The sequence below is a fragment of the Hymenobacter segetis genome, from assembly GCF_054776495.1.
Genome location: NZ_BAAHBV010000002.1, coordinates 211,260 through 232,265 on the forward strand (window position 1 = coordinate 211,260; position 21,006 = coordinate 232,265).

The following is a 21,006-nucleotide window of genomic DNA, read 5'->3' on the forward strand; positions in this document are numbered from 1 at the left end:
GCATATTTGCGTCTCGTCGTTGAACGGCGACGTCTGTATAGTGCCCCCCATCGTTCGACGACGAGACGCAATTATGCATCTCTATACCAATCTTGCTTTGCCTACTTCTCCGTTACGTTTAGTACTTCCGCGCCTGGGCATCATCTTGGCGCTGATGCCCTTCCTGCTGCTCTGCGCCTTCAATCAGCCGTTTTTCGACGACTTCCGCAATGGGTACTGGATGCGGGAGCACGGCACCTGGGGCGTGCAGCTGTGGCTGTTTCAAACCTGGACCGGGCGCTTCACCACCACCTTCATCATGACGGTGCTGAACCCGGTGGCCTATGGCTGGCTGGGCGGCGTGAAGGTGGTGGCGGCTGGTGCGTTTGCTGCGCTATGGACTAGTCTGGCGCATTTGCTGCGGGCGCTGTGGCATACGGCTTTGCGCCGCGCCTGCTCTTGGAGCCAGGCACTTTGGGCGGCGGGGCTGCTATTGGCACTGTTCTGCAATGCTGCGCCCTCGCCGTTCTCGTTCCTGTACTGGTTTTGCGGCATAGTGGCCTATCAGTTGCCTCTGATGGGTTTGCTGAATTTCACGGCGCTGGCCCTGCGGGCGGGCTGGGGCCCGGAGGCAGCGAGGTGGCGTAATGCAGGACTGGCCTGCCTACCGCTGGTGCTGGCCCTCACTGGCAATGAGCTGACGCTGGTGCAGGCCGTACCCGTGCTGGCGCTGCTGGGTTTCGCCCTGCCAAAGGTGGCCCGGCCCAAGCTGGTGCTATGGCTGGGCATCGGGGCAGCGGCTACGGCGCTGGCGGCGGCGGCCCCCGGCAACTGGGCGCGCATAGCCGCCATGGCCCCGCCCTCTGACCCCTACCACACCTACCGCTGGCTCGTGCTGCTCCCTCGCGCCGCTTATTCGATGCTGCAGTTTCTTGTCAAGCCGCTGATTGTATCGAGTATGCTGGCTGCTGGGCTAACCGGGGCATGGATTGGCCGACATCAATTAAAGTATAGCCAAGCCTTGGTTTCGCTTTCCCGTTGGCAATGGGTCGCGATAATGTTGGCTTTTGGCACAGTGAATTTTATCGGTTTTCTGCTGTTCCGTCACCTTGTAGTTGGGCCTCCGCTGCCCCGGGCACAGAACGAAATTTTGCTTGTGCTCCTGCTCTCAACGGCTGGGCTGGGGTGGCTAGTGGGGCAGCAGCTTCTGTCTTCATCTAGTGGGGACAAGGCCCGGCAGCTACCGCTGCAACTGCTTTCACTCCTGCTTTTCATCGGCTTGTTCGGGGCCGGCCATACCCCGGAAGCCTGGCGGGAGCTGGCCACTAGTGCTGCTCCATTTGATGCTCAGATGCAGGCCCGCTTTGGCGCGTTGCGGACGGCGCACCGCGCTGGCACGCCTCAAGTAACGCTGCCGCCGCTACGCCTGCCCTACGGCCGGGTGCTGGCTCCGCTCCGGCAATTCAGCTCCGATATTGAGTTTGATATCGACCTCACGCCGGGCTGTGCGGGCAATATTAACGGCGTGATGGAACGCTACTTCGAGGTGCCCAATGTGTGCTGCGACGCGGCCACGCCGCCCCTGCCCGCCGCTCAATTACCTCGGGTCAATAGCTCAGATTAGCCCCGCAACGGCTAACTTGCCTATTATGCAAGCAGAAATTACCCGGGCGCTGGCCAACCTTGACTTTACGGCCATCGACTTTGAAACCGCCAACGAGCGCCGCGACAGTGCCTGCGCCGTGGGCGTAGTGCGGGTGCGCGGCGGTCAGATTGTGGAAACCTACGCCACCCTGCTCCGCCCCCGCGTGCTACGCATGGACTGGCGCAACCAGCAGGTGCACGGCATCTCGGAAGCCGAGCTGCACCACGCCCCCAGCCTGGCCGATGTATGGGCCCAGCTCCTGCCCTACCTGCACCAGCAGCCCGTGGCGGCTCACAATTCGGCCTTTGACGTGAGCGTGCTCGAATACACTTGCCGCGATTTCGGCCTGCCCATTCCCGCCTTCCACGCCCTGTGCTCGGTGAAGCTGGCCAAGGTGTGCTGGCCCCACTTCGAGCGCCACAAGCTCGACCACGTAGCCGGCCAGTTCGGCATTCCCCTCAGCCACCACGATGCGCTGAGCGACGCCCGCGCCTGCGCCGAAATCACAGTGCGGGCCTTCCGTTCGGGCACGGCCCTGCCGCTGTGCTTCAAGCAGCGTGAGCTCACGGCCGGGCTGGCGGCCCGGGCGGCGAAGCAGCGCATGGCTTTGGCCCGCTAGTTTTTCGGCTTTAAAACAGCACGGCCACCTGCATGCGGCCGGTGTGCACGGTGTTGAGGTTGCTGGCTTTGCGGCCGTCGTAGGCCAGCGTGATGTTGAGGCCGTTGCTGAGGCGCTGCTCCACGTTCAGGTTCCAGGTGAAGTTGCTGCCGGGGCGCAGGGCATTGAGGATTTCAATGGCCACCACGGAGTTGAGCGCGGCGGGGTCCACGTCGAACTGCACGCGGGTGAAGTGTGTGGCGGCCGAAATGGTGCGCTTACTTACCTGACTCAGGCGGGCTTCGAGGCCGAGGTCATCGAAAAGGCCGGGATGGGTTTCGGCCGGCGTGGGCGTAGGCAGCGTGGCCAGGGGCGCATCGAGGGTATTTTGCTTGAAGGTGTGGGCGTAGGTGCCCGTCAGGCGCAGGGAGGGCGTGGGCTGGTAGCTGATTTCGGGCTGGATGGCGTAAATCAGCAGGCGGTAGTTGCGGGCCAGCAGGTAGCTGCTAGTGGCTTCGCGAATGTCGCGCGAGCCAGTGAGCCGACCCGTGAACGAGGTAGCCAGCGTGCGGCGCAGCAGCAGGCTCTGGGTGGTGAGGTTGCGCAGGTCGGAACCTTGCGCCAGCAGCGTCTTCTGCTGCGTCTGCTGCACCGTGAATTCAGCCCCGAAAATGGGGTTCGACCGATTAAAATACAGCGTATTCCGAAACAGCTGATTGAAGGCCAGCAGCTGGTTATCCTCTTTATCGAAGCTAAACGGGCTGAGCCGTTTGAGCACCGACGGGTCGGTGGTGCGGCGGTCCACGGTGATGCTGGTGAGTGTGGCGAAGCGTGAGGCCGCGGCCCGCCAGCCGCCGGCTTCGCGCCAGCCGCGCGGGGCGGCCGTGGTGAGGCGGTAGGCCAGCCGGTTGGTGAAGGCGGTGATGTAATCGGTGGTGGGCAGGTACACTTTGATGTAGGTGCGGTACTGCGCATCCGGCGTCTGGGCCTCGAAAAACTCGTCCTTATCCTCGCGGTTGTTGCCGTTGAGGTCGCCGGCGTAGTAATGCGTGCCCTGCCCCGCCGGCACGGCCAGAAACGAGTAGTCGCGCTTCAACTCGCGGCCGGTGGCCACGCTGTAGTTCAGCTCGGAGCGAATCTGGTTTTGCAGCAGGCCGGCGTTGTAGAACACCTGGCCGAGGACGGTGCGGTTGCGGGCCAGCCCTAGGGAATCAAGGTCGCGGAAGGTGCCCAGTACCCGGATGTCCTGCGTTTTTCCTAAGCGCGAGGCCAAGGTGCCCTGCCAGGTTTGGGCGGTGCCGCGCCGTTGCAGGGCGTTTTGCTCGGCGTTGGGGGTTTGGTCCCGGCGGTAGGTATAGTCGAGGCGGAACTGGGTGCGGGCCGAGTCGCGGCTCTGGATAAACACGTCGTGCTCATCGAAATAATTGGCCGAGCGAATCGTATCCGTGGTGGCCGACGTGACCCGGTTTTTATCGAACCGATAGGCGTAGCCCGGCACAATTCTACCGCCCACGAAGCGGCCCGTAGCCTCCCCCCGCGCCCAGTTGGAATGGAAGCGGCCGGCATCCGAATTCAGCAGAAACAGCGAGCCGCGCATCTCCAGGTTGCCCACTTTCTGGGCCGCGTCCAGCCAGTGCTGCAGCCCGTTCACCTCGCCCGGCCGGAAGCGGCGGCTCAGGCGGTAGTTCACGCCATTGTTCGCGTCTTTATTAACCCCCGCGCTGAAATTGAAGATATTATCCTCCCGCGCCACCGGGGTGGTGCCGGTAGTGGCCGTGGTGCTTACGTTGCTCCAGTTGCGGTCAAACTCAATGTCGCGGTAGCGGTCTATCGGCGAAAAACGCTTGCCCGTGTACTCATAATCCAGGGTCGAGCGCAGGCGGTAATCCTTCAAAATACCCGTGACCAGCGCGGCGGGCAGGCGGCGGTCCTGCACCGCGTAGCCCACGTGCATGGCCCCGTCCTGGTCGCTCTCGGTCGAGAAGCGGTTGCGGTCGAGGCGCGAGCGGGCCACGTCGGCGAAAACCGTGGTGCTGCTGTCCAACTGGTAGCTGAGGCCGGCGGTCACCATCTGTTTCAGCAGCGGCGTGGGGATGAGGCGCACCGGGCGGTAGCGGCCCAGGCCCGGCCCCAGATACTCGTACACGGTGCCGTTAGTGGTGAGGAAGCGCGGGTTAGTACTACGGACATAATCGCCGTTGCCCTGGCCCACGTCGGTGAAGCGCACCGTGTAAGAGCCGCGCAGCGAGTCAATCGGCACATCGGCCCCCACGTAGGTAAACACCGGCACGCGCTGGCTGCCCGATACGCGCAGCTCGCGGTGGTACTGCACAATGCGGCGGTCATAGGCCACCGAATCGCCGCCGGTGGCGGTGGCCACGGCCACGTTGCCGGCCCGGCGCAGGGCGGCGCGCAGGGTGTCGTTCAGGTTGAGGTTGGGGGCATTGTCGGGGTTGTCGGCTTCCTGGTAGAGGTTGGCATGCACGTTCAGGCGGCCCAGCTGCTGGTAGTGGCTGGCGGCCACCAGCGAGCGGGAATAGTTGAGGTCGGAATACTCGAAATCAATCTTGATGCGCGAGTTGCGGGTGATGAGGTGGCGCGGCGTGAACGTGACTTCGGCCAAATTGTAGTCGATGGTGTAGTCGGCATCGAAGCCCCGGGTTTGCAGGCGGCCATCCAGATACACCTTCTCCGAGTTGGCCAGCACGATGATGAACTGCTCCCCATTCGGCCCATTGAGCCGGTACGGCCCCTGCACGTTCTCGATGGGCGGCACCTGAATACTGGCAAATTTGCCCTTCGCCACTCCGCCCGCTATCGACGTGGAGGAGCGCCACGCCAGCCCCTTGCGTACCCCGGCGCTGCTCACCGTCGTGCCCGTCACACCGGTCTGGTCGCCTCCAAGCGGCGCGCCGGTGCCGGGCACCTGCCGGTTAGGGTCCGTGAGCTGGGGCTGGCTGATGGCCGGCGGGTTGAGCGTGGCCGGCGACGGCCCGGCCACCCCACTGCCCGGCACCTGCCCGGCCACGCCGTTCAGAAACACCGCGTTGGCCACGCCCTGCGTTGCCCCGAAGCCGCTCAGCCCCACGATGGGCGGGCCGAAATTGGCCTCCACGGCCGCGCCCTGGATGTTTTTGTAGTAGCGCAGGAAGTAGTCGGGCTTGTTGCGCAGCACCACGTCGCCGGCCGTCAGGTTCCAGTTGGGGTTGGTGAGGGTGATGTAGATTTTGTCGAACTGCTGGAGCTGTTGGGTATTTCCTTCGGGCTGAAAGGGTACGTTCTGGTCAGAAATAGCGGCCGTGAGGTGAATATTCTCGGCCAGCTGGCCTTCCAATTGCAGGTTCAGGGCCGAGTTCACAAACACGTTCTGGGTATTGCCAAAGCTCAGCCCCCGGCTCAGATTCCCCGTTTTACTCACGCCCGGCGTGTTCAGAATCTGCTCTTTTACCGAGAAATCCTCGAACCGCGAAATCACCTGCCGGAAGCCCAAACTGTCCATCAGGCTGCGGGGCCGCCGGAAGCGGGCCGCCGTGAGCCGTAGCGGCAGCACCCGATAGCACACCAGAATGGAATCGGGCCGCGCCGCGCCGCTTCTGTCGCGCGGCGCGGCGCGCACCCAGCGGTAGCGGTCGGTGCGCCCGTCATAGTCCGCCCCGCGTCCATTGATGACCACCGACGACGGCACCACCGTGAGCGAATCCAGGAGCGCGAAGCTGGTCGTATCGCGGCCCGGCGCGAGGCGCACCCAGCGGCAGCGCCGGGTGCTGGGCGGCGGCGCTTCGCCCGTTTTAGCCGGCCGCGCCTGCGCCCACGCCTCCCGATTCATAAAAAACAGCGCCGCGACGAGCAGGCCCACCAGGGGGAAGCACAGGCGTAAGCGACGAATCATGTGGTAAAGGTCGGGGTTGGCAGGCGCACAACGCTCCACCCGAGAAGTTTGGTGCCCGGCCCCTGCGCACAGCTTGCCGGGCCTTTCCGCCGGCTTGCCCGGCTCTCCCGATGCCTTGCCGGCTTCATCCGACCACTTGCCGGGCCTGTCGGACGACTTGCCGGAGCTTCCGGATGCCTTGCCGGCGGCATCCACAGGCTTGCCGGGCCTTCCGGATGGCTTGCCGGGCCTTCCGGACGACTTGCCGGGCCTGTCGGATGCCTTGCCGACGGCATCGGACGACTTGCCGGAGCTTCCGGACGACTTGTTGCCAGCACCCGCTTACCCCGCCAGCGGCAGCTCGATGAAGAAGTCCGTCCCCTCCCCCACTTCGGTTTCAAACCAGATTTTGCCCCCCGCGCTCTCAATGCCGCGCTTGGCCACCGCCAGCCCAATGCCCGAGCCGCTGGCCTTGGTAGTGAAGTTGGGCACGAACACCTTCTCGCGCACCTCCTCCGGAATGCCCGCGCCATTGTCGCGGATGGCCACCCGGACACTGCCCGCGCCGGCCGCTTCCAAACTCACGTCGATGTGCGGGGCGCGGCCTTCGGGCACGGCCTGGCGGGCGTTTATCAGCAGGTTGTTGAAGGTACGGACCAGCAGGTTTTCATCGGCAAACACCACGTAGCGGCCGGTTTCGGCATCAGGCGGCAGGTGCAGGGCCAGCGCGCCGTCGTCGGTATCGGGCTGATGCAGGCCGGCGCAGCGGCGCAGCACGGCGGCCACGTCCAGCCGCTCGGGGCGCATGGTAGGCAGGTTGGTGAAGGTGCTGAAACTAGTGGCGATGTCGCTCAGCACGTCAATCTGGGTGATGAGCGTCTGGCTGATGCGCCCGATGAGCTCCTCGGCATTGGGCCGGCGCTCGGCAATGGCTTTTTGCAGGAATTGCAGGCTCAGCTTCATGGGCGTGAGCGGGTTCTTGATTTCGTGGGCCACCTGCCGGGCCATTTCGCGCCAGGCCGCCTCTTTTTCCTGGGCGGCCAGCTCGCGCTTGCTGGCCTCCAGCTTGGTGAGCATGGCGTTGTACTCGCGCACCAGCAGGCCGATTTCGTCGTCGGAGCTACGGTAATCCAGCAGCTCGTTTTCGCCGGTAAGCGTGGTCTTCGTAAGCTTCTCCGTAATGAGCTTGAGGGGAGCCGTGAGCTGCCGCGCCGCCACATACGCCAGCCCCAGAAACAGCAGAAACATCAGCGTGAAGATGTTCAGAATAGTCGTAAACAGCTCCGTCAGCTTGGTATTCAGTGCCTTTTCCGAGTCGAAAAACGGAATGCCCACGTACCCCAGAATCGGGCCGGTCGGCATGTCCATCTCATCAGCCGCCGACCCATCATCGTCGTCAAATGGCGAGCTGACCGAATATTTCACTGCCTTATCAGTAGCTGCGCCCGCCGGCAGCCCATGCCCCAGGGCGTGGCCCGCCAGGTCGGTTGCCACCTTTTCGCTAGCCCCGGCCCGCACCGGTAGGTACAGCGCATTGAACGACAGCGACCCGGCCCGCTCCGTGAGCAGCGCCCGCGGCCGGTTGCGCTCGCGCAGCGCCACCATGGCCTGCGGGTTCACCAGCGGCCCCAGCAGCCCGGCATCGAAAATGAGGGGCTGACTGCTGGCCAGCAACTCGCCGTGGGCATCGTAGAGGTTGAGGTCGGTTTCGGTGAGCGCGGCCACGTTTTTGGCTAGCGCGGCCAGCGTGGGGCGGGCAGTACTGTCGGAGAGCAGGTGGCGCTGCCGGCGCAGGCTTTCCAGCGCCAACTGCCCGCGCCGCTCGTAGGTCCGGGCCAGGTCGCGCTTGTACGAGTCGATGAGCTGGCTGGCCGTGGCCACGCTCACCACCAGCAACGGCACCACAATGCCCACGTTTAGAAGCAGCTGAATGCGGGTGCTGAAATTGAGCCGGGGCAGCGCCCGGCCGCGCACCAGCAAAGCCGCCCCACCCAGCAGCAGCCAGAAAAACGTCGACAGCAGAAACTGAAACGAAAAATTAGCCAGCCAGTCGCCCGCCGAATAGGTCGCCGTGGTCACCACCACGGTGCGGTCCAGGGAGCCGCGCACGGCAAACTGATGGAAGCCCTTGCGCGTAATGCCCGTTGTGTAGAGGCGCGGCTCGGCCAGCAGGGCCGTGGGCAGGCGGTTGGCGTAGTCGAAATCACCTTCGCTGTACACCAGCCGGCCGTGGTTGTAGCCGGCGTAGCTCAACTCAGTAGCCAGGCCAGGCTCGAAGAACTTCTGGTCCACCAGCAGCTCCGGCAGCACGCTATAGGAGGTGAGCTTTTTGAGTGTCAGCTCTACCCGCACCGCGCCCAGCGGCAGGCCAAAGCCCCCTACGCGCTGCCCCGGCACGGTGATGTGCGCCACGTAGCGCCGCGAGCCAAACGGATTATCGGACTGCACCAGAAACACGCCCGCCTGCCCCGTGGGCGTGGCAATGCGGGCCGTGGCCGCGCGGGCTTCGCGCAGGCTGGGCGTGCCTTTGGCGGCCCCCACCGGGTCGCCGGCCGCGTCATACAGCGTGATATTGCTTTCGTACTTGTCGAAATAGTGGCTCAGGTATTGCCGGGCAATGCGCTCGCGCACCGCCTCGGGCCGCCCAAAAGCGGCGGTGAGAGCGCGGCGCACAAAGGGGTCGACCGCAATTTTGTGCATCTGCTCACTCAGTAGAAACTCTCCCTGAAAATCGTTATCCACGAGCAGATTACCCGCCAGACGCTGCTTATCAACCAACACCTGCTTTTCGAAACAGGAATATAAAGCCAGCGCCCCGGTGGCCGACGTGAGGGCCAGCAGCAGCACCAGCAGCACCGAGGACTGGTAGTTGCTGATAGTGGACTCGGCCCGCAGGTTCACGGCCCGCACCAGTGCCGCAAACATTAACAAAACGCCCACCAGCAACAGCCACGGCTGCCCCAGTACCAGGCCCGCGCCCAGCACCGGCAGCGTAGCCAGCGCGGGGGCCAGCAGCAGCAGGCGGCGCGGCACGTGTTGGAGCAAGGCCCCCGCCAGCTGCGTCAGGCCGAACAGCCCCACCAGCCACGCGGCCGTGTGCAGCAGCACCGCCAGCGCCAGCACCACCCAGAAACCCGTAATCTGCACGCTCCGGCTCACATCAAGGCTCAGCTGCGAGCTACCAAAAACCGTGGTGTAATAGCTGAACAACAGCCCCAGCCAAACACAGAAAGCGCCCCCCACTACCACGGCGACCACCACCTGCCGGCTCAGCGCACGCGGGGCCCGCACCCGCAGCGGCACCTGAAAGTACCGCCACAACGCCCCGCCTCCCACGGCGGCGAGCAAGGCCAATAAGGAATCCAGCAGCAAGTCCCCCAGCGAAGGAGCCCACCACGCCGCCGCATACACGCGCGGGTCAAACAACGGCAGCTCAATAAAAGAATAAGGCAGCCCCAGATACAGCAGCAGTGCCCGCAACACCACCAACGGCAGCACCAGCGCGGCCACGGCAGTAATAGCCCGTCCGGCCCGCCAGCAGCGCCACGCCAGCAGCAGCCACCCCAAAGCATACAGCAGGCTGCCCAACGCCAGCAAACCCAGCGGCACGTACTGCCCGGTGAGCGGGTTGGGCTGCAAGCTCCTGATGGAAAACAGGTAATGCCCATCGGGAGCTTCAAACCGAGCCGGGCCGTGGGCCGCGCTATCCGCCACCACCTTTAGCTCCAAGCCCCGAAACAGCGCCTGCTCGCCGCCCTCCCGCAGGTAGCGGTTGCTGATGCTGTAGTGCCGTTCCAGGGGCAAATAAATGAGAATCAGATACCGCCCCGCCAGTCGGCGCAATTGCAGGAAATGCCCTCCCCGCGTTTCTACCAGCCGTTCGGCGGCAGTTGTAGCCGCTTCCGCCTCGGGCCGCAGTGTAGCATCGGACCAGTAGCGTAGTGCTCCGTTTTCCAGCACGCAGGTGGGGTACGTAGTTTGGGCAATGAGCTTTTGGAAGCTGTAGTTGCCGCGTGGCAGCTCGGCGGCTACCGTATCAGCTTCGCGGCGGGCCGTGGCTTCGGCGTTGCGCACCAGCTGTTGCAGGCGGGCCACGTCGGTGCGCTGCACCACGCCCGGCGTTTGCGCGTAGCGGCTGGCCAGATATCCGCCCACAAAGCACAAAACAGCCCCCAGCAACAACAGCCAGGGCAGCCGCCGCCACGAGGAAGCTGATTTTACGGATGGGCCAAGGGCAGAAGTCGGGCGCAAAAAAGAAGAGATGAAATCGTTAATCCGGCGCACCGTCGGCAGCACGCCCAAAGTAAACACGTTACCTAGTCACGAAGCCCCTCTATTCTCCGAAGCATCATCATTATTCAAATGAAATGCCTGATGCGGAAGGGCTGCAATGTAAGGAACCTGCAAAATCCAAGCCTAATAAAAAATGCTGCCCTTCGGCAGCATTTCCACAATCCACAATACTTTTATTTCTACCGACTTAGATAGCGGGGGTCGAAGCTAGCGCCGCCAAAACCGTAGAGCATCACGGCCCGTGAGTAACGGAACAGCAGCGGCGTTATGACCAGCACGGCCGCCGCCACCGTTGTCACATACACCCACAGCGGCGGGTCGCTGGCGAAATAATAGAGCAAAAATCCAATAGCCAGCAGCACGCCCGTCGAAAAACCCGAGCTGATGTACATCGCGCCGTAATAAAAACCTGGCTCCGGCTCATAGGTCTGCCGGCAGACCGGGCAGGCTTCGGGCATTTCCATAAACTTGGTGCTCAGCGCCGGGTGCGTAAACAGCTTACCGGTATGGCAGCGCGGGCAGCGCAATTCCAGCAGTGCCCGGCCCGTCGATGGAATAGCCGTAGTGGGGTGCTCCACTAGGCTTTGGCCGCCTTGGGATGCGTGCGACGGTACCAGAAATAACCTACCGCCCCCATCAGGATGTAGGGCACGGTCATCATGTACACGATACCCTTGTTAAGACCGGCCACATCGTAGTCGTCGCGCTCCTGCCGGGCCGCTTCTACCTGTGATTTACACATGGTGCATTGCGCCCGGGCCGCTAATGGGGCCAAACTCAACATCACGCCCAACAGCAGGGCCAAAGCAGCAGCAAAAAAAGGCTTTTTCATAACTAAATCAACACGAGGATTAGCGCAAAGTTTCTTGGTATCAGGCATAATACGGCGAAATCATGAAATACACGATAACGCCCGTCACCGACACATACAGCCACACCGGAAACGTCCAGCGCGCAATGGCCTTATGCTTGGTATATTGCCCCGTGAGGGCGAAATAAAGCGTAAACAGCACCAGCCCTACCGTGACTACCGCCAGGCTGATGTGTGTGAGCAACAGAAAGAAATAAACAGTCCGAATAGCCCCAACCCCGCCAAAATGCGTGCTCTCCACCTGTGAATGGTAGGCCACATAAGATAGCAGAAACAGCCCACCCAAGGCAAAGGCAGTGCCCATGGCCGTGCGGTGCGCCAGCACATTCTTCTGCCGGATAAAGTAAAAGCCCACCAGCAGCGCAACGGCGGTCAGCGAATTCAGGCCGGCATTAACGGCCGGCAGCATGCGCAGGTAAGCATCGGCCCCTTCAATCTTGAAAATTCCTTTGAAATAGAAAAGCACTGCGACCAGCAGCGGCACCACTATTCCCAAGCCACCAAGGATGATTTTATAGCGCGTATAATCGCCGGGAGCCATCACCGGCGGATGCAGTTGTTCAGTGGGGGTGTTCATAATCGTAAAGCTGCACGGTTACTTCCGTGAGTAAGCGGTCTATTTCGCGTCCGTCGGTACCATCGTAAATGCCCCGCACCCGGCGCTGATTGTCAACCAACAACAGCCGGCCAGCGGGGATGTTGGCCGTGTACACGGCCCCCGGCAGCCGCTTGGGGTCCGCCGTCAGGCGGAACTCCTGTTGGGTAAGTCGTTTGAGGGTGTCGGCGGCACCAGTCAGGAAAAACCATTTGCCGGCAATGGTCCCGTATTGCTCAGCCAGTTGGGCAAGCGCGGTGGTTTGGCCGGGGTTACCATTGAGCACAAAGGTTACCAGGCGCACGCGGGGCTCGTGCCGAAATTTCTCCTGCACCCGCAGCAATTGGCGGGCTACACGGGCACTGGCCTCATCTGCACCAAAGAACTGGGCGATGTAAAGCCCCTTACCTAGCTCCTGACTGCTCACCTCACGCCCATTGGACGAAGGCAGCTGAAAAGGTGCGATTTGGTGGAAAACAGTATCGCGCTGCCACTCCCCGCCAACCTGTGTGGAATCCACACGGTCGGGCAGGTAAGTTGGCAGCGCGTAACGGTTGGTACCGAAGCGGAACAGGAATAGAAAAGCCAGTACCGGCACCAATAGCAGCAGCCCCAGCAAAAGGGTTTGGCGGGGCCGCATCCGCTATTTAAACATGTTTTGCAGGACTTCGCCGATGAACGAGCCTTCGGTAATCAGGGCCACAAGCAGCCACACCAGCAGCGCAACTGGTACCAGAATGGTCCAAATTAGACCTTTGGTCTCGTGCTTCAGGTGCATGAATTCGCCCACGATGAAGAAGGCTTTCATGATGGTGAGCACGATGAAAATGCTGTTGCGCAGCGTGCTCGGGTGCATCAGGAATACGAAAACGAATTCGACAGCTGTGATGCCAACCAGAATACCAAATACACGCCAAATCCAGGCGGTGTTCGGCTTGGCAATTTCGCCCGGAGCGAGGGCATGTTCAGTAGTTGCGTGAGAAGCCATTTAGGGGAGAATTATAAATTCTGATTTATTAATTATGGGTTGGGCTGATTGCCGTTCCCATAATTCGAAAGTCAAAATTCAAAATTTGTAATTGTGATTAAACGAGGTAGAAGAAGGTGAATACGAATACCCACACCAAGTCTACAAAGTGCCAGTAGAGGCCGATTTTCTCAATCATCTCGTAGTGACCGCGCTTTTCGAATGTGCCGTTGGTGGTGGCAATGAAGCACCAAATCAACAAGCAGACGCCCGAGAATACGTGGGTACCGTGGAAGCCGGTGATGAAGAAGAACAAGTCGGCAAATAGTACCGGGCCGTATTGGTTCATCGCCAGGTTAGCACCGTGGAACACGGTGCCGTCGGCCATTACCGTGCCTTCGGTGTGGCCGTGGATGAAGTGGCTCCACTCCCAAGCCTGGCTGGCCAGGAAAGTGCTGCCGAACAGGATGGTCCAGAGCAGCCATTTCTGCACATCGGCTTTGTCCATGCGGTGGCCGGCTTCTACGGCCAACACCATCGTTACCGAACTCAGAATCAGAATCATGGTCATTAAGGCCACGAAACCGAGGGGGACGTTTGCCTCGCCCATGCCGGGGAAGGCGTTGAATACGTGGTCGGGAATGGGCCACCACCGCGTGCTGAACACAAAGTCTTTGGCTTCGCCGGTGAATACCTCGTGCTTATGGCGAATCATGCCATAGGTGGTGAGGAAGGCTGCGAAAGTAAATGCGTCAGAAAGCAGGAAGAACCACATCATCAGCTTGCCGTAGCTCGCTTTGAAGGGTTCGTTGCCGCCATCCCAGTTGCCGGTGCGCGGGGCGTCTTGGGTAGCGGAAGCCGCGGGGTGCGGCAAAGTGGTCGATTGGGCCATAGCAGACAGCGTAACGTCGTTTTAGTGGTTCAAAAGTAAGAACAAATACAGGTACAGCCAAAGCCCACCCAGGAAGTGCCAGTATAAGGTAGCGTTGCCGATGGAGAGCAGGGCACGCGAATGCACCTGATAATTAAGCGTCCGCTTGAGGACGACGGCCAGAAAAATAAGCCCCGTGACTAGGTGAAAAGCGTGCACACCCATCAATACGTATACGAACGAACCGGAAGGATTGGCATCAGCGCCACCAAAGTAGGTGTTGCCCGCCACCAAATCGCCGAAGCTGTGGTACTGCCCCACCAGAAAAGCCAGACCCAGTACCAGCGTGATAATCAGGCCGGTTTTGACTCGACTAATTTCGTCCTTACGGGCTGAAAAATAGGCCCATTGCATGCTGGCACTGCTCAGCGCAATCAGGATGGAGTTGATGAGCAGCGAACCGGGCAAATCAAATTCGCGCCAGTTGCCTTCATCACGGCGCACAATGTAGCCGCTGGTGAAAGCCGCGAACATCATCACAATACTGAAAATAAGCAGGATGAGCAGCACCCGCTTAGGGTGCCAGCCAAGTCCAACTTCCTTTTCGGATAACGTTTCAGAAGGATTCATAAGCTAATTATTAGGTATTGGTTGTCCGTTTTTAGGTGCCGATTGTCTGATTTATCCAAGTCCACCTGGCGACAAACTATCAACAACTGACGGCTATATTTTGTCCAGCACCAAAGCAATTTGTACGATGGGCAGGTATAGAAAAGAGGCAAACATGATGCGCAACGCCGCCTTGCGCGACTGGGTGCGCATGAGCTGCACAGTGAGCAGCAAAAACAACACCCCAGCGACTACGGCCACCAACGCCGAAATGCGCCCCGAAATATTAAATTCCAATGGCAACAGGCTCAGCGGAATCAGCAGCAACGTGTAAGTCATTATCTGGAACGCGGTGCGCAGGTCGCGATTGCCAGGCGTAGGCAGCATCTTGAAGCCGGCCCGCTTGTAGTCGTCATCGGCCACCCAAGCAATGGCCCAGAAGTGCGGAAACTGCCACATGAATTGAATTCCGAACAGTACCCAGGCTTCCACGCCGATATAGCCGGTAGCGGCTACCCAGCCAATGAGCGGCGGCAAACCACCCGGGATGGCCCCTACCGCCACGCAGATGGGCGAAATAGTCTTCAACGGCGTGTAGATGAAGCCGTAGAGAATGAGTGACAGCAACGACAGGCCGGCGGTGAGCGGGTTGAAGAAAAACCACAGCAGTGCAAATCCGGCCACGCCCAGCAACACGCAGAACACCCACGCCTCCGCTGGCGATATAATGCCTAGCGGCAACGGGCGCTTGGCCGTGCGGGTCATTAGCTTATCCAGTTCCCGCTCGTGCACCTGGTTGATGATGTTGGCCGAGCCGGTGACGAGCAGGCCGCCCAGCATCACCAGCAGCGCCCGGCTCCAGCTAAGCTCGTGCGCGCCCAGCATGTACCCAATGGCGCTGGAAAACGCTACCGTGAGCGAAAGCCGGAATTTGAGCAGCTGAAAATAGGCGCGGGCCTTAACCATCAATCGTACTTATAATTTCGTCGCCCGGCCCAACTTGTCGAAGCTGGGCCCAACGGGGCCGCAAAGTTACGCAACAACCTGCCGGGGTGCATCTGTGGGCGCAATAGTTTCCGAGCTTTTGCAGGCGCGGGCCACGGCCAGCAGCGTCAGGAACTGCACGCCGAATAATACAGTAGCCAATGTGAGGTGCACCGGCTGCACTGCCGCTGGCAGCGCAAATGACGCCAACACGATACCCGCCAGTATTTCCAGCCCAATGAGAATCAGCGTCGCGGTAACCAGCTTGCGCAGACGTGACTGGGCTAACTGCCATAGTTCGTAGCCCACATAAACGTTTAGCAGCAATACTGCGGCCGACATCGTGCGATGCAAGCTGAACACGCTACCAAGCTTAGCAACCCAGTTTTCGCGCCCCACATAGCCCACCGCAGCTGATACAATATCAACCTGCTCCCGTACTTGCGTCCCGAGCACAATCTGCCAGAAGGTGAGCAGGAGTGTTGCCCAGAGCCAGATTTGTAATCTCGCGGCCGGCCGTGCTGCTTCTGACGAAGTACTGACTGGCGCTGCATTCGATATTCTCGATGCAGTGTTGCCTTGCCCCTTGCGCGCCCGGTCAACCGCATACAGCAGCAACGCGACTATCACCAGCGCAAGCGCCATGTGCACCGTCACCATCACGGGCAGCAAGTTGGTAGAAACGACCAATGAGCCTAAATAGCCCTGCACACCTGTCAATAGAAACGAGGCAAAAGCCAACCAAAAGATGACCCGGTCCCACCGCCAGTACGGCCAGGCGAACACAACCGTGAGAAAAACGAACACCCCAATCAGCGCCCCTAACAAACGGTTCACATATTCAATCCAGGTTTTCACCGGGTTGAAATCAGTTTCGATGTATTGCGTGGGATGCGCGAAGATGCTTCCCGCAACTTGGGCAAAGCCCATTTTTTGCAACGTGCGAGCTAGCTTCTGATTCTTGGCGACCCGCTGGGCAGTGTATATCTCTTTGTAATTGGCAGGCAACTGGCTGGCTTCTGTGGGAGGCACCCAGCTACCGAAGCATTTGGGCCAATCGGGGCAGCCCATGCCGCTACCGGTACTGCGCACGACGCCACCCACCAAAATCAGCAGGTACACGCTCACAACTGTGAGAATACCAACAAAGCGGAAACGTCGGACAGCAAGGCTCAGGTGAAAATTATCCATGATATAAAGGTGGCTGCTACTATTTGCACAAAACAGCTAGCGCATAGAATTGAAGTGGGCTAGTAATACCCGTGAAACAAAAACGGGCCGCCGGTTAGGCGGCCCGCTTCGGGACTTTACCAATTGAATTGGTTAATCAACCATTTCCTAGCTAGTCAGCCAGTTCTTGCTCGTATGGCAGGTTCGACGACTGCGTCTGCGAGTACGGAACGTTCTGCGGAATGAAATCCACATCCGAGCCGGGCTTGCTGTAGTCGTAGGGCCAACGGTATACAGCGGGAATCTCACCGGGCCAGTTGCCGTGGCCGGGCTCGATGGGCGTAGTCCACTCCAGCGTAGTCGAGTTCCAGGGGTTCTGGGTAGCACGACGGCCACGGAAGATGCTGTAGAAGAAGTTGAAGATGAAAATGAACTGACCAAGGAAGGCGATGATGGCCGCAATCGAGATGAACTTGTTCATGTCAGCGAACTGCGAGAAAGCATCAAAGCCGGTCCAAGCGTAGTAACGACGGGGGAAACCGGCGATACCAACGTAGTGCATCGGCATGAACACCAGATAAACACCGCAGAACGTCAACCAGAAGTGGATATAACCCAGCTTCTCGTCCATCATCCGACCGAACATCTTCGGGAACCAATGATAAACCCCGGCAAACAAGCCGAAGAATGCCGAGCTACCCATTACCAAGTGGAAGTGAGCTACCACGAAGTAAGTGTTGTGCATCTGGATATCGAGCGTAGCGTTACCAAGGATAATACCCGTCAGACCACCCGAGATAAACAGCGACACGAAGCCGATAGAGAACAGCATAGCGGCTGTGAAACGGATGTTACCGCGCCACAGCGTGGCCAGCCAGTTGAACACTTTCACGCCCGAAGGCACGGCGATAATCAGCGTCAGGAACATGAAAACCGAACCCAAGAAGGGGTTCATGCCCGTCACGAACATGTGGTGAGCCCACACAACGAACGACAGCAGTGAGATACCAATCAGCGAACCAATCATGGCGCGGTAGCCAAAGATGGGCTTGCGAGCATTGGTCGACAAGACTTCCGATACCATGCCCATAGCCGGCATGATTACGATGTATACCTCGGGGTGCCCCAGGAACCAGAATAAGTGCTGGAACAATACCGGCGAACCACCCTGGTTGCTCAACGCCTGACCAGCGATATAGATATCCGACAGGAAGAACGAGGTACCAAAAGAGCGGTCGAACACCAGCAGCAGAGCCGCCGAGAACAGAACCGGGAACGACAGAATACCGAGGATAGCCGTCAGGAAGAAGGCCCAGATGGTAAGCGGCAATTTGCTCATGCTCATGCCACGGGTACGCAGGTTGATAACCGTAGTAACGTAGTTAACACCACCTAGCAGCTGCGATACGATGAAGAACACCATGCTCACCAGCCACAGCGTCATGCCCGCGCCGGAGCCGGGGATGGCTTGCGGCAGTGCGCTCAGCGGCGGGTAGATTGTCCAGCCAGCTGCTGCTGGGCCGGTTTCAATGAAGAGTGAGGAGAACATGATAACGCTCGACAGGAAGAAGAACCAGTACGAGAGCATGTTCATAAAGCCCGAAGCCATGTCGCGGGCACCCACTTGCAGCGGAATGAGGAAGTTCGAGAATGTACCGCTCAAGCCAGCAGTCAGCACGAAGAATACCATGATGGTACCGTGCATCGTCACCAGTGCGAGGTAGAACTCAGGGTTCAGTTTACCAGCCTGAATCCAGCCACCGAGGACCGGCTTCAGCCACTCCATCGTGCCTTCGGGCCAGCCGAGCTGCAAACGGAAGAGGCTAGACAGGGTACCACCAAGGATGGCCCAGAACATACCCGTAATCAGGAACTGCTTGGCAATTTGCTTGTGGTCCTGGCTGAACACGTACTTCCACAGCCAATGCTGGTCGTGGTGCTCGTGGTCATGGTCATCGTGGTGCAGGTGGTCGCCGTGCTCGGTAGCCGGCACCGGAGCGGAACCAATACCGCCTTGCGTTTGCACGCCCGGAGAAAGATTGGGTTTGGGTGTCATGTCTGACATAGCGGAATACCGTTAGTAGTTATTAGTAAGAAGCGGCCAAAGGCACGGGAGCAGCTTCTATTTCCTTAGGCGCGGCAGCAACAGGAGTAACCATCGTTTTGGCCTTCTGTTTGAAAGCAGCCAGCACATCAGGATTCTTTTGAGCGAATGATTGCTGAGCGGCATACCAGTTCTGGTAATCGTCTGGCTCATCCACAATCACAGTAGCTTTCATGGCGAAGTGGCTACCACCGCACACCTGGTTGCAAGCCAGTTCATAGTTGAACTTGGGGTTGCCCAGTTTAGCACGCATCTCATCGGTCGTGGTAGTGGGTGTGAACCAGAAACGGGTCGGCATACCGGGCACAGCGTACATCTGCACGCGGAAATGCGGCATGTAAACAGCGTGCAGCACGTCGCGCGAACGAATCTTAATCAACACCGGAACGCCTTTGGGAACGTGGATTTCGTTGGTCGTGAAGTCGTCCAGCGAAGACTTGTCGCTCAAGTCGAAACCCCACTCGTTCACGGCATCAATCATGCGGTAGTTGATTACACCCAGCTTCATGTCGCGGCCGGGATAGCGCACCAGCCAGTTGAACTGCTTGCCCATTACTTCAACCACCACCGAGTTCTTCGGTGCGGGGCCGGTGATGCGGGTCCAGGCCTTCCAGCCGGCGAAAATCAGCGAAGCCATAACGATGGCCGGGATAATCGTCCAGATAACTTCAATCGTGTTGTTGTGCGCGAAGAAGTACGCGCGACGGCCTTCCTTGTGCTGATATTTATAGGAATACCAGAACAGCAACGCCTGCGTGATAGCAAATGCCACCCCAATCACTGCCATCGTAATCCAGAACATGCGCTCCATCTGGTGGCCATGCACCGAAGCAATGGGCGGATTCATTTTGCTGAAATTCTCAACAAACGAATAGGCAAACCACGCGCCGCCACCAATCAGGAAAACCAGCATCAGAATAGCGTTAACGCTATTGCTCATGCCAATGTCGCGGGTGAAAGTCCCCGAGAAAATAGAGGTAAAAATCTGCAGGCGAAACAGCAGGCCGAATACGACCAACAGCAGCACCAACACCAGCAAAATGGTAAGAGCAGTCATTGAGTTTTAGTATGGAGTACTAAGTATTAAGAACTGAGCGTAAGTTTTGTTAATGGCTCGCGCTCAGTTCTTCAATCTAAAGTCTAGGTAGTGTGGTGAATGCTCTCGTCGAGGAACGGGTGATTAACCGGAACCAGGGAAGCCGAAGCCAAGCGGCGCGTGAACAGAATCAGGAAGGCGCCCAGGAAAATGGCAGCAATGCCAATCTCAATCAGGAACCCGTTATCACCACGCAAAGTGCCCGGCATGAGCATCAAATAGAAATCGGACCAGTGACCGCACAGGATGGCGATAGCCACGATTTTCATGATAATCATCTGACGTTTAGCATCGCGCGTCATCAAACCCAGGAAAGGGAAAACGAAGTTGATGGCGATGTTGAAGAAGAACAGGAACGTGTAGCGGCCTTCAAAACCACCCAAACGCTGGTTGAAATACACTGCTTCTTCGGGAAGGTTTGCATACCAAATCAGCATGAACTGGGCGAACCATACATAGGTCCAGAAGATGCTGAAACCGAACATCAGCTTACCCAAATCGTGGATGTGGCTTGCGTTCAAAGCACGCAGGTAACCGGCTTGCTTCAGGAAAATAGCCGTCAGTGCGATAGCGGCGATGCCGGACACCCACCACGAAGCGAATACGTACCAGCCAAACATGGTGCTGAACCAGTGCGTGTCAACCGACATCACCCAGTCCCAAGCCGACATCGACGAGCTCACAGCGTACAACACCAGGAACAAAGCCGAAGCATTAATGCTCTTGTGGAACCAAACGGTACCGCCGTTCAGGTCCTCCTGCAACGACAGCTGACGCAGCTTCCAGCTGAAGTAAGCCCAGATGGCGAGGTAAACGATGGTGCGGATGAGGTAGAAAGGCAGGTTCAGGAAACCGCTTTTGCCAGCGATGATGGCATCGTAGTTTGGGCTGTTCTTATCCATGATACCCTCGTGGGTCCAGTGGAAGATGTCGTGACGACCAACCAGGAAAACGATGAGCATAATCACACCGCCTGGAATAACCCAAGCGCTGAGGGCTTCCGAAATGCGCTTTACCATCACCGACCAGCCGGCGTAGGCTACGTAGTTGATGGCCATAAACACCGTACCAACGGTGGATACGCCGAGGAAAAACAGGTTGCTGTGCCAAAGGCTCACAATCACGCGCTTAATTAGCACGGAATGGCCTTCTTCGTGAGCAGCACCGTGCACTGCGGCGGCATGGCCGGCAGCTTCGCTGTGCTCGGCAGCGCCCCAGCCCAATACTTGGGCAAGAATACCGAGAATGAGTACTACCACACCGGTGACGATGATGGCAATAAAGGTTTTACGGGCGCCATCCGTAACGACGAGCTGTTCAGCCGTGGCGCTTTCGTGGTGCGTCAGAGTTGCCATA

General features: G+C 59.3%; 16 protein-coding genes. 2 read left to right on the plus strand and 14 right to left on the minus strand.

From position 1 onward, the window contains the following. Positions 1–97 precede the first annotated feature (97 nt). Together ACYU70_RS11555 and ACYU70_RS11560 are read left to right on the plus strand one after the other, a co-directional pair. Positions 98–1,603, plus strand: coding sequence for a hypothetical protein (locus ACYU70_RS11555; protein WP_342299892.1), 1,506 nt, complete (start codon positions 98–100; stop codon positions 1,601–1,603). Positions 1,604–1,628: 25 nt separating this feature from the next. After that, positions 1,629–2,243 carry a 3'-5' exonuclease gene (locus tag ACYU70_RS11560; protein ID WP_342299890.1) on the plus strand — a complete coding sequence of 205 codons (615 nt, stop codon included), beginning with the start codon at positions 1,629–1,631 and terminating at the stop codon, positions 2,241–2,243. Between the two features lie 10 nt (positions 2,244–2,253). On the opposite strand, the gene ACYU70_RS11565 is transcribed toward ACYU70_RS11560, so the two are convergent. The 14 genes from ACYU70_RS11565 to ACYU70_RS11630 form a co-directional block, all read right to left on the minus strand. Then, positions 2,254–6,111, minus strand: coding sequence for a hypothetical protein (locus ACYU70_RS11565; protein WP_342299889.1), 3,858 nt, complete (start codon positions 6,109–6,111; stop codon positions 2,254–2,256). A gap of 321 nt (positions 6,112–6,432) precedes the next feature. Further along, positions 6,433–10,341: a sensor histidine kinase gene (locus tag ACYU70_RS11570; RefSeq protein ID WP_342299887.1), complete on the minus strand. Its 3,909-nt coding sequence runs from the start codon at positions 10,339–10,341 to the stop codon at positions 6,433–6,435. Between the two features lie 221 nt (positions 10,342–10,562). Continuing rightward, positions 10,563–10,961: a DUF983 domain-containing protein gene (locus ACYU70_RS11575; RefSeq protein ID WP_342299885.1), complete on the minus strand. Its 399-nt coding sequence runs from the start codon at positions 10,959–10,961 to the stop codon at positions 10,563–10,565. Further along, a complete protein-coding gene (locus tag ACYU70_RS11580) occupies positions 10,961–11,215 on the minus strand; it encodes a hypothetical protein (RefSeq protein ID WP_342299883.1) in 255 nt (84 codons plus the stop codon). Before ACYU70_RS11580 ends, ACYU70_RS11575 begins: the two co-directional genes overlap by 1 nt. A 40-nt stretch (positions 11,216–11,255) precedes the next feature. After that, entirely contained in the window at positions 11,256–11,831 is a 576-nt protein-coding gene (locus ACYU70_RS11585; RefSeq protein WP_342299881.1) for a DUF420 domain-containing protein, read from the minus strand. After that, the gene (locus ACYU70_RS11590) at positions 11,815–12,489 is read right to left on the minus strand and encodes a hypothetical protein (protein ID WP_342299880.1); all 675 of its coding nucleotides are present in this window, start codon (positions 12,487–12,489) and stop codon (positions 11,815–11,817) included. The genes ACYU70_RS11585 and ACYU70_RS11590 overlap by 17 nt, the downstream gene beginning before the upstream one ends. 3 nt (positions 12,490–12,492) lie before the next feature. Further along, a complete protein-coding gene (locus tag ACYU70_RS11595) occupies positions 12,493–12,837 on the minus strand; it encodes a cytochrome C oxidase subunit IV family protein (protein WP_342299878.1) in 345 nt (114 codons plus the stop codon). A 97-nt stretch (positions 12,838–12,934) separates the two neighbouring features. Then, positions 12,935–13,708 (minus strand): cytochrome c oxidase subunit 3, encoded by a 774-nt coding sequence (locus ACYU70_RS11600; RefSeq protein ID WP_342299876.1) that lies wholly within the window; start codon positions 13,706–13,708, stop codon positions 12,935–12,937. Between the two features lie 21 nt (positions 13,709–13,729). Continuing rightward, positions 13,730–14,317 (minus strand): cytochrome c oxidase subunit 3, encoded by a 588-nt coding sequence (locus ACYU70_RS11605; RefSeq protein WP_342299874.1) that lies wholly within the window; start codon positions 14,315–14,317, stop codon positions 13,730–13,732. 93 nt (positions 14,318–14,410) lie between these two features. Continuing rightward, the gene (gene cyoE, locus ACYU70_RS11610; RefSeq protein WP_342299872.1) at positions 14,411–15,262 is read right to left on the minus strand and encodes a heme o synthase; all 852 of its coding nucleotides are present in this window, start codon (positions 15,260–15,262) and stop codon (positions 14,411–14,413) included. Between the two features lie 66 nt (positions 15,263–15,328). Next, positions 15,329–16,471 carry a COX15/CtaA family protein gene (locus ACYU70_RS11615; RefSeq protein ID WP_342299870.1) on the minus strand — a complete coding sequence of 381 codons (1,143 nt, stop codon included), beginning with the start codon at positions 16,469–16,471 and terminating at the stop codon, positions 15,329–15,331. Positions 16,472–16,622: 151 nt separating this feature from the next. Next, the gene (locus ACYU70_RS11620; protein WP_460615992.1) at positions 16,623–18,506 is read right to left on the minus strand and encodes a cytochrome c oxidase subunit I; all 1,884 of its coding nucleotides are present in this window, start codon (positions 18,504–18,506) and stop codon (positions 16,623–16,625) included. Between the two features lie 31 nt (positions 18,507–18,537). Then, positions 18,538–19,611: a cytochrome c oxidase subunit II gene (locus ACYU70_RS11625; RefSeq protein ID WP_342299868.1), complete on the minus strand. Its 1,074-nt coding sequence runs from the start codon at positions 19,609–19,611 to the stop codon at positions 18,538–18,540. Between the two features lie 83 nt (positions 19,612–19,694). Then, on the minus strand, positions 19,695–21,005 hold the full coding sequence (locus tag ACYU70_RS11630; protein WP_342299867.1) for a quinol:cytochrome C oxidoreductase: 1,311 nt from the start codon (positions 21,003–21,005) through the stop codon (positions 19,695–19,697). Position 21,006 lies beyond the last annotated feature (1 nt).

Bases quoted from the DNA above. Each gene is read 5' to 3' on its own strand.
- ACYU70_RS11560 (WP_342299890.1), top strand. From the start codon at position 1,629: ATGCAAGCAGAAATTACCCGGGCGCTGGCCAACCTTGACTTTACGGCC.
- ACYU70_RS11565 (WP_342299889.1), bottom strand. From the start codon at position 6,111: ATGATTCGTCGCTTACGCCTGTGCTTCCCCCTGGTGGGCCTGCTCGTC.
- ACYU70_RS11580 (WP_342299883.1), bottom strand. From the start codon at position 11,215: ATGAAAAAGCCTTTTTTTGCTGCTGCTTTGGCCCTGCTGTTGGGCGTG.
- ACYU70_RS11585 (WP_342299881.1), bottom strand. From the start codon at position 11,831: ATGAACACCCCCACTGAACAACTGCATCCGCCGGTGATGGCTCCCGGC.
- ACYU70_RS11590 (WP_342299880.1), bottom strand. From the start codon at position 12,489: ATGCGGCCCCGCCAAACCCTTTTGCTGGGGCTGCTGCTATTGGTGCCG.
- ACYU70_RS11595 (WP_342299878.1), bottom strand. From the start codon at position 12,837: ATGGCTTCTCACGCAACTACTGAACATGCCCTCGCTCCGGGCGAAATT.
- ACYU70_RS11600 (WP_342299876.1), bottom strand. From the start codon at position 13,708: ATGGCCCAATCGACCACTTTGCCGCACCCCGCGGCTTCCGCTACCCAA.
- ACYU70_RS11605 (WP_342299874.1), bottom strand. From the start codon at position 14,317: ATGAATCCTTCTGAAACGTTATCCGAAAAGGAAGTTGGACTTGGCTGG.
- cyoE (WP_342299872.1), bottom strand. From the start codon at position 15,262: ATGGTTAAGGCCCGCGCCTATTTTCAGCTGCTCAAATTCCGGCTTTCG.
- ACYU70_RS11615 (WP_342299870.1), bottom strand. From the start codon at position 16,471: ATGGATAATTTTCACCTGAGCCTTGCTGTCCGACGTTTCCGCTTTGTT.
- ACYU70_RS11620 (WP_460615992.1), bottom strand. From the start codon at position 18,506: ATGACACCCAAACCCAATCTTTCTCCGGGCGTGCAAACGCAAGGCGGT.
- ACYU70_RS11625 (WP_342299868.1), bottom strand. From the start codon at position 19,611: ATGACTGCTCTTACCATTTTGCTGGTGTTGGTGCTGCTGTTGGTCGTA.
- ACYU70_RS11630 (WP_342299867.1), bottom strand. From the start codon at position 21,005: ATGGCAACTCTGACGCACCACGAAAGCGCCACGGCTGAACAGCTCGTC.